Genomic DNA, 11,953 nt, shown 5'->3' on the forward strand with positions numbered 1-11,953 from the left:
TCCGGTGATCACCAGGGATGCGTGGGGCATCCCGCAGGTCAGCGCAGGCTCGGTCCTCGAGGTGGCGCGCGAGCAGGGCCGGGTGACGGCCCGGGACCGCGGGTGGCAGCTCGAGGTGGAGCGGCGCCGGGCCGAGGGCACCTGCGCCGAGGTCTTCGGAGAGTCCGGCCGTGAGTGGGACCTGCTCGTTCGCCGGTCCCTGCTGGCCGACACCGCACGCCGTGCGTACGCCGCGCTCGCCGCGGAGAGCCGCGCCTTCGTCGACGCCTACGTCGAGGGCGTCAACGAGGTCGTCGAGCGGCCCTGGCAGCGCTGGACCCCGCTCGGCGTCTTCGCCGTGCAGCACCTGTTGTTCTCGCGCTTCCCGAGCAAGCTCTGGCAGGACCACCTCGCCCGGGTGCTCGGCCCGGACGCCGTCGGCGCCCTGGCCCTGCTGCGCACCGAGGGCCTGCCCGGTGGCAGCAACGCCGTCGCGGTCTCCGGCGCGCGCACCGCCAGCGGTCTCCCCCTCGTCGCGGGGGACCCGCACCGGGTGATCGAGGCGGCCGGTTGCTACCAGCAGGTGCGCCTGGTCTGCACCGATCCCGCGGACGCCTTCGACGTCGCCGGGCTGACCTTCGTCGGCGTCCCCGGCATCCAGCACTTCGGCCACGCCGGCTCCGTCGCCTGGGGCGTGACCAACGCCGTGGCCGACGACGAGGACGTGTACGTCGAGGAGCTCGTCCGCCACGCCGGCGCCGTCGTCGCCCGCGGCGCCTCCGGCTGGGAGCCGGTCGCGCGGCGGGTCGACACGATGCGCGTGCGCACCGGACCCGACCGCTACGACGCCGAGCAGGTCGAGGTCCTCGTCACCGAGCGCGGCCCGGTCGTCGTCGGTGGTCCCGGCACCGCGGCGACCTTCAGCCTGCGCACGCCGGCCTTCGTGCTCGGCGACCTCGGCTTCGACGCGCTGCTGCCGCTGCTCCGCGCCCGCACGACCGCCGACGTGGTCGACGCGTTCGCGCACTGGGTCGGTCCGGTCGACAACCTGCTGGTCGCCGACGCCGCCGATGTCGTGGAGCACCGGGTCGTCGGCCGGGTCCCGGCCCGCGACGCCGTCACCGGGACGTGGACCGGGTGGGTCGCGGACCTGCCGCGGCGCACCGGCGCGGCGACGGGCGGGGTGCTGGTCAGCGCCAACGACCGCGCCACCGAGGACTTCGCGCGCATCGGTGACGACTTCGCGCCGCCGTACCGGGCTGCCCGGATCACGGCCCTCCTCGCCGACGGTGTCGTCACCCCCGAGCGGGTGGCCGACGTCCTCGCCGACGACCTGCAGACGGCCGGCGCGGCCCTGCTCGACCTGGCCGCTCGTCTTGCCGACCTCACCGCACCGGCCGCCGCCCTGCGCGACCGGCTCCTCGGCTGGGACCGACGGATGGCGGCCGACAGCGTCGACGCGGCGCTCTTCGCTGCCGTCCGGGCCGCGGTGGTCGAGGCGTTCGCGGCCTCGCCCGTGCTCGCCGGAGCCGACGTGTCGCCGTACGGCGAGATGTACGCCCCCTGGTTCGACCTGCGCGCCCGCCTCCGGCTCGCGCTGCCGGCCCTGCTCGTCGCCGAGAAGCCGTTCGCCGTCGACCCGCTCGCCGCCGTCGCCGCCGCGCTGGAGGAGGTCGCGGTTGCGCCCACGCCGCCCGCATGGGGCAGCGCGCACCTGGCGTACCCGCTCACCCCGCACCAGCAGTTCGGCCAGCCCGCGCCCGAGGGCCACGCCCCGCCCCTGGTCCCGCTCGCCGGCGACGACGACTGCGTGCAGGCCACGCGGGCCATCGGCGGCACCGGGGTGTGCGTGCACGGACCGGTCGCCCGGTTCGTCTGGGACCTCGCCGGCGCCAGTCGCTGGGTCGTCCCGCTGGGCGCCGCCGCCGACCCCGCTTCTGTGCACCACGCCGACCAGCAGGCGGCCTGGGCCGCCGGCCGCACCATCCCCCTGGAGGACCGATGACCGTCACCCTGCGCCGCGTCGACCCCGACGCCGATGCCGCCCTGCTCACCGGCTGGGTCACCGAGGAGCGGGCCGTCTTCTGGGGGATGGCGGAGCTGAGCGAGGAGGACGTGCGCGCGGTCTACACCTACATCGACGAGCAGGAGCACCTCGCGGCGTACCTCCTCGTGCTCGACGGCGAGCCGATCGGCCTGCTGCAGACCTACGACCCGGAGGTGGACGAGATCGGGGAGTGGTACGACCGCGCGCCCGGTGACGTCGGCATCCACCTCCTGCTCGCCTCCGACGAGCGCCGCGCCGGACGCACGCCGGAGGTGCTCGCGGCGGGCTTCGCCTTCGTCGCGCACCTGCCGGGTTGCCGCCGCCTGGTCCTCGAGCCCGATGCGCGCAACGTCGCCTCCGTGGCCCTGCTGGAGCGCCTGGGCGCCGAGCGCGGACCGTTGGTCGACCTCCGCACGAGCATCGCGGAGAAGCCCGCCCAGTTCTTCTTCCTCAGCCGCGAGCGCGCGCTGGAGCTCGCGGGGGCCTTCCCCGGCTAGGCTCCCGCCATGTCCGGGGGAGCGCACGCGGCACCGAACCCGTTGCCGGGACCGCTCTGGTCACGTGCGCGCTACGGCTCGGCGTCGGGACGTCGTCCGGTCGAGATCGCGTTGTTGGTCCTCCTCTCCGTGGCTCTGCTCGTGGTGGCCGTGGCGGACGGCCGCAGCATCGGTCAGTGGTGGTGCGTCGCCGGTGTGGCCGGCGTGCTGGCGGCCCCCGGCTTCCGGCCCGCGGGTGCCGTGCCCATGGGCGCGGGCAGCATCGTCGTCTCCGCTGAGGCCGCCCTGCGCGGAGCCTTCGACGGAGCGCAGGCGGTGATCGGTCTCGGCTCCATGGCGGCCCTGCTGCTCGTCATCAGTGCCGTCGGCTTCCGCGACGACGACGACCGACGCCGCACCTGGGGCGAGCCGCGGACGTTCCTGCCGAGCGAGCCCGGCCCGCTCCTCGCCTGGTCCCGCCTGCGCGACCGCGGCCTCCGCTTCCTCGGCGAGCTCGCGAGCGTCGTGCTCGGCGGCGCCGTCCTGGTCGCCTACGCCGTCGTGCAGGACGCGAACCCGTCCCCGATCATCGTCGGGACCGGAACCCTCCTCGTGCTCGCCAGTGCGCCGCTGCGCGCGCCGCTGTGGCCGGTGGTCTGCTGGCTGGGCCTGGTCGTCGCGGTCGCCGGATCCTGGGCGTCGATCTCGTCGCGTGCCGCGCTCGGATCCGCCGTGCCCCTCGTCGCGCTCGCCTTCGTCATCCGCGAGTGCGCCTGGTCGTCGGCGCCGGCCGCTGACGACACCGCAGCGCTCCCCGCCTCAGTCGAGCAGGGCTGAGAGGTCCAGCTCCACCTCCCCGAGATCGGCGACCGCGATCGAGCCCGTCGGCCTCTCCTCGGTCAGCGCCAGCCCGATGTCCCACTCCTCGCCGGCGTTGACCAGGACGCTCAGCGTACGGGCGACGCGGTCGACCACCCAGTACTGCGCGATGCCGGCGCGGCGGTAGTCGGTCGCCTTGCGGAACAGGTCCTCCTCGCGGGTGGACGGCGAGAGGATCTCGACGACCAGGACGGGCACCTCGGGCGACCAGTGCTCGTCGTCGCGGACGACCTGGACCGAGATGTCCGGCACGCGCAGCGAGCCCGACGGGAGGGCGAAGCCAGCCTCGGTGCGCACGACGGCTCCGGGTAGTGCCTGACGCAGGGCGACCAGCACGTTGCCGGTCACGTCCTGGTGCCGCCCGCGGGCGGGTGGGCTCATGATCGCCACCCCGTCGACGTACTCCGCGCGGACACCCTCGGGCAGGGCGTCGAAGTCGGCGCGCGACATCGGCGTCCGTTCGAGCCGTTCGAGGGTCGGCTGGTCCATGGCGGTTTCCTGACGAATCGACACATCGTGCTCCTCCAGTGTGCATGCCTCCCCCGAGATGGAGAAGCAGGACGATCGTGCGCCAGGGGTCCGACACAAACCCCCGCGCCACCCGAGCGGGGGTGAGCCCGTGAGGGGTGTGAGCCCGTGAGACGGAGTTGACGCAACGAGATCCGTCGAGCCGTCGGACCGAAACCAGCGCGGCCCAGGATCCTCGGCATGACCCTCACCAGCCCGAGCGACGACCTGGTCGCGAGCAGCACCCCCACGATCAGCCGCCGTCGCGGCCGGTGGATCGACGACTGGCGCCCCGAGGACCCGGAGTTCTGGGACTCGGTCGGCGCCCCGGTGGCCAAGCGCAACCTGGCCTGGTCGATCTTCGCCGAGCACCTCGGCTTCTCGGTCTGGTTGATCTGGAGTGTGTCCTCGGCCTTCCTGGTCGCCCAGGGCTTCAGCTTCACGCCGCAGCAGCTGTTCTTCCTGGTCGCGATCCCCAACCTGGTGGGCTCGCTGATCCGGGTGCCCTACACCCTGGCGGTCGGGCGGTTCGGCGGCCGCAACTGGACCATGGTCAGCGCCGGGCTGCTGCTCATCCCCACGCTGTCCTTCGCCTACGCCGTCACGCAGCCCCAGACGCCGTACTGGGTCTTCTGCGTGATCGCCGCGACGGCGGGCTTCGGCGGTGGCAACTTCGCCAGCTCGATGGCGAACATCAACTTCTTCTACCCGGCGAGCAAGAAGGGCGCCGCGCTCGGGCTCAACGCGGCCGGCGGCAACCTGGGCGTGGCGATCATCCAGCTCTTCCTCCCCGTGCTGGTCGGCGGTGCTGGCATCTTCGGGCTGGTCAAGGCGAGCGAGGGTGGCATCCACCTGGAGCGCGCCGCCTGGGTGTACGCCGGACTCGCCGTCGCCGCGGTGCTCGCCGCTTTCTTCTTCATGGACAACCTGTCCACGGCCAAGACCGACACCAGGCAGCAGCTCAGCGTCCTCACGCACCGCCACACCTGGGTGATGGCGCTGCTCTACATCGGCACCTTCGGCTCGTTCATCGGCTACTCCGCGGCGATGCCGCTGCTCATCAAGCTCAACTTCTGGCGCCAGCCGGTCCCGGCCGTCGAGGGCATCGGCATCAACTTCGCGTTCTACGCCTTCCTCGGCGCCCTGGTCGGCTCGGTCGCGCGACCGCTCGGCGGCCACCTCGCCGATCGCTTCGGCGGCGGCCGGATCACCTTGCTCGCCTTCAGCGGGATGGTCCTCGGCACGCTGGGCATCCTCGTCACGCTGAGCATGCTGGAGCCGCTCCCGCCGGCGCCCGACAAGGCCAAGCTCGCGGAGATCGCGGCGAACCCGGGCGGCTTCCAGTTCCCCGAGGCGGTGCGCTCCGCGGTCGAGTCCAACGCCGGCGTCTTCCCGCTGTTCCTCGGGATCTTTCTCTTCGTCTTCGCCTGCACCGGGATCGGCAACGGCTCGACGTACAAGATGATCCCGGCGATCTTCCGCACCGACGCGGTCCGCGCGACCGCCGAGGGTACGCCGGAGCGGGAGCTCGCCCTGCTCGACGGCACCAAGAAGTCCTCGGCCGCGGTGGGCATCATCGGCGCGGTCGGCGCGATCGGCGGCTTCCTGATCCCGATCACGTTCGGCTCGCCGTGGGTCACCGACCCGCTCGCGGCGACCAAGACCGCGTTCGTCGTCTTCACCACCTTCTACGTGCTCTGCGCGCTCGTCACCTGGGCGGTCTTCCTGCGCAAGCCCGCGAAGGCGGACCGCGGCTACGCCGGGATCGGCATCTGATGGCGGGGACCGCCCCGGCGCGCACCCACTGCCCCTACTGCTCCCTGCAGTGCGGGATGGCGGTCACGCGCCAGGGGCGGTCGGGCATCGAGATCGGCGCGTGGGAGGACTTCCCCGTCAACGAGGGCGCGCTGTGCCGCAAGGGCTGGACGTCGGGCGCGCTGCGGGGGAGCCGCGAGCGGCTGACCCAGCCGCTGGTCCGCGACCGGGCGACCGGGGAGCTGCGGGCCGCGGAGTGGGACGAGGCGCTGGACCTGGTCGCCGACCGGATCCGCAGCCTCCAGGCCGCGCACGGCAAGGACGCGGTGGCGGTCTTCGGCGGGGGCGGGCTGACGAACGAGAAGGCCTACCAGCTGGGGAAGTTCGCCCGGGTGGCGCTGGGCACGAGCCAGATCGACTACAACGGCCGTTGGTGCATGAGCTCGGCGGCCAGCGCGGCCAACCAGGCGTTCGGGGTGGACCGCGGGCTGCCCTTCCCGCTCGCCGACATCGAGCGGACCGACGTGCTGGTGCTGGTCGGCTCCAACCTGGCGGAGACCATGCCGCCGGCCGCACGGCACCTCGACCGGCTGCGGGAGCGTGGCGGCAAGGTCGTCGTGGTCGATCCTCGCCTCACCCCCACGGCCGAGCGCGCCGACCTCTTCCTGCAGCCTGTCCCGGGCACCGATCTCGCGCTGGCACTGGGGATCCTCCACCTGCTGGACGCCCGCGGCGCCGTCGACGAGGAGTACGTCGCGGCCCGCACCACCGGCTTCGAGGAGGTCCGCCGCTCGGTGGCCTCCTGGTGGCCCGAGCGGGTGGAGCGCGTCACCGGTGTCGCCACCGACGAGCTGCGCGCGCTGGCCGACCTGCTCGCCGAGGCGGGCACGGTGACGGTGCTGACGGCCCGCGGTGCGGAGCAGCACGCCCAGGGCACGGCCACCGTGCTGGCGTGGATCAACGTGGCCCTCGCGCTCGGCATGCCCGGGACGCCGTACGCCGGCTACGGCTGCCTCACCGGCCAGGGCAACGGCCAGGGCGGCCGCGAGCACGGCCAGAAGGCCGACCAGCTGCCGGGCTACCGGATGATCGACGACCCGGCGGCCCGCGCGCACGTGGCCGGGGTGTGGGGCGTGGACCCCGACTCCCTGCCGGGCAAGGGCAGGTCGGCGTACGAGCTGTTGACCTCGCTCGGCCAGGACGGCGGACCGAAGGCCCTGCTGGTGCACGGCTCCAACATCGTGGTCTCCGCGCCGCACGCCACCCACGTCACGCAGCGGCTGGAGGCCCTGGACCTGCTGGTCGTCTGCGACATCGTCATGTCCGAGACGGCCGCGCTCGCCGACGTCGTCCTGCCGATCACCCAGTGGGCGGAGGAGAGCGGCACGATGACCAACCTGGAGGGCCGGGTCATCCTGCGCCGGCGTGCGATCGCCCCGCCCGCGGGGGTGCGCAGCGACCTCGACGTCATCGCCGGCCTCGCCGAGCGGCTCGGCTCACCGGTCGGGTTCTCGGTCGAGCCGGAGGAGGTCTTCGCCGAGCTGGGCCGCGCCTCCGCGGGCGGCAAGGCCGACTACGCGGGCATCACCTATGCGCGGATCGCCGAGGAGAAGGGGGTCTTCTGGCCCTGCCCCACGCCCGAGCACCCGGGCACCCCGCGGATGTTCGCCGACTCCTTCGCGACCGCCGACGGCCGCGCGCGCTTCCTGGTGCAGGAGCACCGGGGCGCGGCCGAGCAGCCGGACGCATCGTACCCGGTCCACCTCACGACGGGCCGGGTGCTCGCGCAGTACCAGTCCGGTGCGCAGACCCGGCGGATCAAGGCGTTGACCGACGAGGGTGCCTTCGTCGAGCTGCACCCGATGCTCGCTGAGCGGATCGGCGCCCACGACGGCGAGCCGGTCGTCGTCCGCACCCGTCGGGGCGAGATGAAGGCGCCGGCCCGGGTCGTGACCACGATCCGGCCGGACACCGTCTTCGTGCCCTTCCACTGGGTGGGCGCCAACCGGCTCACCAACGACGCGCTCGACCCGTCCAGCCGGATGCCGGAGTTCAAGGTCTGCGCCGCCGAGGTGCTGGTCTGACTACTCGTTGACGAGGTTCGTCACGCCGTACGACGCGGACGCGACCCGGGCGCGCAGCGCCGCGGGCACCGGGACGACGAAGGACACCGACTCCTCCGGGTGACCCTCCTCGTGGTGGCCCTCCTCCGGCGGCACGAAGTCCCAGCGGGCCTCGCCGAGGTAGGCGCCCTGGTCGTCGTAGAAGCCGCCGAGGACCTGGAGCGCGAGGATCTCGCTGACGTCGCTGGTGATGGTGAGCCGGCCGCGCAGGGCACGGCCGTCGAAGCGCACCCCCTGCGTGGTGAACCGGTCGTCGAAGGGGCCGACGAGACGGCCCACCGAGTCCGGCGCGGGCGAGAGGTCGCGCAGCCCGGGCAGCTCGGGGTCCCCGGTCGGGGTGGGCAGTCCGAGCGAGGTCTGGACGACGGGACCGGTGGGCGTCTGCTCCGCGGCCGGGCTGTCGTCGGAGCCGCTCGCGGCGAGCCAGAGGCCGGCGACGAGGGCGAGGGAGGCGGCGCCGGCGGTGCCGGCGGCGACGAGGGGCTTCACGGGTGTCTCCTGGAAAGGGGGTGGGGGCCCGCGCCGTCGCGCGGGCCCCCGAGGGTGGATCAGGCGGTCAGCGGCGGGCGGTGACCGTCAGGGTGGGCGTGACCGACGGGAGCGTCTTCGACGACCCGGCGTACGACGCCGCGAGGCGGTGCGCGCCGCGCGCCAGGCGCAGGGTCACCGTGGCGCGGCCGTTGCGGACCACGACGGTCCGCACGACGCGGCCCTTGTCCTTCACGACGACCTTGCTGCCGCTCGGGACGCGGCTGGCGACGATCCGGTAGGTGACGGTGCGGTTCGGCTTGACCACGGTCGGGCCGGTGATGCCCAGCGCGGTGGCGACCTTGCCCGGCGCCGGCGTGGCGGTGACCGTCACGGTCGGCTCGGCCGGGACCGGGATCCGCGGCCGGACGCCGAGCGCGGAGCCGACGATGCCGAACAGGTCGGTGTTGTCGATCTCGCCCTCGAGCAGCTTCGAGCCGGCGCCGAAGGAGAAGATCGGCACGTCCGCACCGGTGTGGTTGCCGGAGAGGTAGGTCAGCCAGAGCGCGCCGTTCGGCGTACCGTCCAGGGAGGTGTAGTTCTCACCCTGGTCGACCGTGCCGAACGTCGCCGGGGCGAAGTTCTTCACGTCCGCCTGGCCGGCGTCGCCGTCGTTGATGAAGCCGTGCGAGCGGGTCCCGTCCTTCGCGCCCGCGGTGGCACGCGAGGGGTTCGAGGTGTTCTTGCCGTCGGTGTTCGACGGCGGGGCGGCGGCCTCGGCGTTGACGTAGCTCCCCTTCTCGATGATGTTGAAGCCGGCGCACTCGTGGTCGGCGGTGACGATGACCAGGGTGTGGCCGTCGGCCTTGGCGAAGTCGTAGGCGACCTTGACGGCGTCGTCGAACGCCTTGGTCTCCTCGAGCGTCTGGGCCGCGTCGTTGGCGTGCGAGCGCTTGTCGATGAGCGCGCCCTCGACCTGCAGGTAGAAGCCCTTGCCGGTCTTGGCCGACTTGGTCTTCAGCAGCTCGATGGCCTTGGTCGTCATGTCGGCGACCGTCGGCTCCTGCGCGGCGGCGTCGGCGGGGTTCTCGCGCTTGTACTTCTCGATGGTCATGTTGCCCTTGGAGAAGAGCCCGAAGACCTTGCCGGCGTTGGCGTCGACGCCCGCGAGGTCGGTCTTGCTCGCGACCGTCTGGGAGCCCGGGGAGCCGATGACGGTGTAGCCGTTGGACTTGAGCGAGTCCTCGTTGGCCTGGTCGAAGCGGCTCAGGCCGCCGCCCAGGATGACGTCGGCGGTCTGGTTCGTCGCGATCTGGTCGGCGATCGGGGTGACCCGCAGGTCGCTGGTCGGCAGCGGGTTGCCGCCGGTGACGTCGGGGAGTTGGCAGGAGGCCTCGACGTAGCTCGGCCCCTGGCAGGCGCGCTGCAGGGTGTGGCTCATCTGGCCGGCGGGGGTCGCGTCGGTGATCTCCGCGGTCGACACGTTGCCGGTCGAGAGGCCGGCCTGGTGCGCGAGCTCCATCAGGGTCGGGGTGATGTTCGCCTTGGCGTCGATGCCGTTGGCGTTGTTGTAGGTCTTCACGCCCGAGGACCACGCGGTGGCCGCGGAGGAGGAGTCGGTGACGTAGTTCGGCACGAAGTCCGCGGCGCCGGGCTGGCCCGAGTTCTTCTGCACGGCGTACGTCGCGACCTGGCCGGTCGTGCCGAGCTTCTCCATGTTCAGCTCGCCGTCGGCGCCGTAGTAGCGCTGTCGGGCGGCGCTCACCTGGGTGCGGCCCATGCCGTCACCGAGCAGGTAGATCACGTTCTTGATGCCGTCCTCGGCGTTGGCCGAGGCGGACGGGGTGGCCACCAGGGTGCTGCTCGCGGCGCCGACGAGCGCCAGTGCGGCGAGGGCCGCAGTCTTCATCCGGGGGTGCACGTGCACTCCTTCGTTGTCCCGTGCGCGGTCGCGGACCGACCACGCTCGCCGGGAGGCTAGGGAACCCCGCGAGCCACCGGTCGGGCGGCGAGCAGACAACGGGTGGACCGCAGGTGAAGGCCTGGTGGCAGGTCAGCCGAGCAGCACGCGGACCACCGGCGCGCCGAGGGCGCACAGGAGGGCGGCCGCGCCGAGCGCGACCGTACGGCGCTCGCGCGTGGTCATGCCCCTCTCTTCTCCACCTGGCGGCGTTTCACACCTCGGTGAGGCTGTGAGGAGGAGTTGACCTCGTGGTGCACCCGGCGCGCCGGACGTGAAATCTGCGCGGCCGAGCATGGAGCCATGACCGAGAGCCCCGCCCCGCCGCGACCGCGGCTGGTGGTCGTCGGCTCCGGCATGGCCGCGACCCGGCTGGTCGAGGAGCTGGTGGCCCGCGGCGCGACCGAGCGGATGCAGGTCACCGTGCTGGGCGAGGAGCCGGTGGCGCCGTACAACCGGATCCTGCTCTCGGCCGTCCTGGAGGGCACGCACCGGCCGGAGGCGCTGACCCTGCGCGCTCCCGGGTGGTACGCCGAGCACGGCATCGACCTGCGCCTGGGCGCCCGCGTGCTGGGGGTCGACCGCGACCACCGGGACGTGATGCTGGTCGACGGCACCCTGGTCGAGTACGACGTGCTGGTGCTCGCCACCGGCAGCATCCCGACGCTGCCGCCGATCCGCGGCCTGGTCCGGATGGACGGCTCGCTGCACGACGCGGTGCACGCCTTCCGCAGCCTGGCCGACTGCCGGCGCCTGCTGCAGGCGCTCGAGCGTCCGGGGAACCGGCGCGCGGTCGTCGTCGGGGGCGGTCTCCTCGGCCTCCAGGTGGCCCGTGCGCTGGGGACCCGTGGTCTCCAGACCGAGATCGTCGAGGGCGCCGAGCACCTGCTCCACCGTCAGATCGACACCGCCGCGGGCCGGATCCTGGCACGGGACCTGAAGAGGCTCGGGGTCGCGGTCTACACCGGCGCCCGGGCGACCCGCCTGCTCGACGGGCCGGCGCTGCGGCTCGACAACGGCTTCACCCTCGACACCGACCTGCTCGTCCTCACCGCGGGCGGGCGGCCCTCGACGGCGCTGGCCCGCGGCGCGGGCCTGGAGGTCCGCCGCGGGATCGTCGTCGACGACCGGCTCGCGAGCGTCACGGACCCGAGCATCCACGCGCTCGGCGACTGCGCCGAGCACGGCGGCCGGACCACGGGCTTCGTGCCGCCCGCCTGGGAGCAGGCCGGCGTCCTCGCCGGCATCCTGTGCGAGGAGGCGGTCACCTACGACGGCGCCCGGGTCGTCGCCCGGCTGCGGGCCACCGACCTCGACGTCGCCGTGCTCGGCGACGCCGCGGCCGAGCTCGACGCGGGCGGTGAGCTCGTCGAGGTCGCCAACCCGATCGCCGGCTCCCACCGGCGGCTCGTGGTCCGCGACGGCCGGATCGTCGCGGCCACCCTGGTCGGCGACCTGTCCCGGGTCGGCCTGATCACCCAGCACTTCGACCGGCGGACCGTCCTCGGGCCGCGTGAGCCCGGGCACCTGCTCCTGCCGGAGCGGGCGGACGGGGGCAGCGTCGCCCTCGCCCTGCCCGACGACGCCGAGGTGTGCGCCTGCGCGGGCGTCACCGCGGGCCGGATCCGGGCCTGCTCGTCGTACGAGCAGGTCCGTGACACCACCCGTGCGACCACCGGCTGCGGTGGTTGCGCCTCCACGGTCCGGCAGCTGCTCAGCAGCCCGGACCGATCTGTCCTCGCCACGAAAGGTCCCTGAC

At 73.5% G+C, this 11,953-nt stretch carries 9 protein-coding genes; 6 read left to right on the forward strand and 3 right to left on the reverse strand.

Annotated elements, in window-relative coordinates:
• The first annotated feature begins 4 nt into the window (after positions 1–4).
• From MRBLML1_RS06190 to MRBLML1_RS06200, 3 genes are read left to right on the forward strand one after another with little or no spacing between them, the layout of a single operon-like run.
• Complete coding sequence (locus tag MRBLML1_RS06190; RefSeq protein ID WP_364512874.1) at positions 5–1,984, forward strand: penicillin acylase family protein; 1,980 nt, start codon at positions 5–7, stop codon at positions 1,982–1,984.
• The gene (locus tag MRBLML1_RS06195) at positions 1,981–2,523 is read left to right on the forward strand and encodes a GNAT family N-acetyltransferase (RefSeq protein ID WP_364512877.1); all 543 of its coding nucleotides are present in this window, start codon (positions 1,981–1,983) and stop codon (positions 2,521–2,523) included. The genes MRBLML1_RS06190 and MRBLML1_RS06195 overlap by 4 nt, the downstream gene beginning before the upstream one ends.
• A 9-nt stretch (positions 2,524–2,532) precedes the next feature.
• Positions 2,533–3,339, forward strand: coding sequence for a hypothetical protein (locus MRBLML1_RS06200; protein WP_364512881.1), 807 nt, complete (start codon positions 2,533–2,535; stop codon positions 3,337–3,339).
• Here the strand turns inward: MRBLML1_RS06200 and MRBLML1_RS06205 are convergent.
• Positions 3,322–3,870, reverse strand: coding sequence for a Uma2 family endonuclease (locus MRBLML1_RS06205; RefSeq protein WP_364512884.1), 549 nt, complete (start codon positions 3,868–3,870; stop codon positions 3,322–3,324). The genes MRBLML1_RS06200 and MRBLML1_RS06205 overlap by 18 nt on opposite strands.
• Positions 3,871–4,089: 219 nt before the next feature.
• Between MRBLML1_RS06205 and MRBLML1_RS06210 the strand changes: the two genes are divergently transcribed.
• Together MRBLML1_RS06210 and MRBLML1_RS06215 are read left to right on the forward strand one after the other, a co-directional pair.
• Positions 4,090–5,664, forward strand: a complete 1,575-nt coding sequence (locus MRBLML1_RS06210) for an MFS transporter (protein WP_364512887.1) — start codon at positions 4,090–4,092, stop codon at positions 5,662–5,664.
• Positions 5,664–7,727: a molybdopterin oxidoreductase family protein gene (locus MRBLML1_RS06215; RefSeq protein ID WP_364512890.1), complete on the forward strand. Its 2,064-nt coding sequence runs from the start codon at positions 5,664–5,666 to the stop codon at positions 7,725–7,727. The genes MRBLML1_RS06210 and MRBLML1_RS06215 overlap by 1 nt, the downstream gene beginning before the upstream one ends.
• Here MRBLML1_RS06215 and MRBLML1_RS06220 read toward each other — a convergent pair whose 3' ends face one another.
• Together MRBLML1_RS06220 and MRBLML1_RS06225 are read right to left on the reverse strand one after the other, a co-directional pair.
• A complete protein-coding gene (locus tag MRBLML1_RS06220; RefSeq protein ID WP_364512892.1) occupies positions 7,728–8,255 on the reverse strand; it encodes a hypothetical protein in 528 nt (175 codons plus the stop codon).
• A gap of 67 nt (positions 8,256–8,322) precedes the next feature.
• A complete protein-coding gene (locus MRBLML1_RS06225; RefSeq protein ID WP_364512895.1) occupies positions 8,323–10,143 on the reverse strand; it encodes an alkaline phosphatase in 1,821 nt (606 codons plus the stop codon).
• 354 nt (positions 10,144–10,497) lie between these two features.
• Between MRBLML1_RS06225 and MRBLML1_RS06230 the strand changes: the two genes are divergently transcribed.
• Positions 10,498–11,952: an FAD-dependent oxidoreductase gene (locus MRBLML1_RS06230; protein ID WP_364512898.1), complete on the forward strand. Its 1,455-nt coding sequence runs from the start codon at positions 10,498–10,500 to the stop codon at positions 11,950–11,952.
• The last annotated feature ends 1 nt before the right edge of the window (position 11,953 follow it).

The organism is Nocardioides sp. LML1-1-1.1 (assembly GCF_040676175.1).
Lineage (GTDB): Bacteria > Actinomycetota > Actinomycetes > Propionibacteriales > Nocardioidaceae > Nocardioides.

What these genes read in the sequence shown, in the direction of transcription:
- MRBLML1_RS06210 (WP_364512887.1), top strand. Translation starts at nt 4,090, where the DNA reads ATGACCCTCACCAGCCCGAGCGACGACCTGGTCGCGAGCAGCACCCCC.
- MRBLML1_RS06230 (WP_364512898.1), top strand. Translation starts at nt 10,498, where the DNA reads ATGACCGAGAGCCCCGCCCCGCCGCGACCGCGGCTGGTGGTCGTCGGC.
- MRBLML1_RS06195 (WP_364512877.1), top strand. Translation starts at nt 1,981, where the DNA reads ATGACCGTCACCCTGCGCCGCGTCGACCCCGACGCCGATGCCGCCCTG.
- MRBLML1_RS06225 (WP_364512895.1), bottom strand. Translation starts at nt 10,143, where the DNA reads ATGAAGACTGCGGCCCTCGCCGCACTGGCGCTCGTCGGCGCCGCGAGC.
- MRBLML1_RS06205 (WP_364512884.1), bottom strand. Translation starts at nt 3,870, where the DNA reads ATGGACCAGCCGACCCTCGAACGGCTCGAACGGACGCCGATGTCGCGC.
- MRBLML1_RS06200 (WP_364512881.1), top strand. Translation starts at nt 2,533, where the DNA reads ATGTCCGGGGGAGCGCACGCGGCACCGAACCCGTTGCCGGGACCGCTC.
- MRBLML1_RS06215 (WP_364512890.1), top strand. Translation starts at nt 5,664, where the DNA reads ATGGCGGGGACCGCCCCGGCGCGCACCCACTGCCCCTACTGCTCCCTG.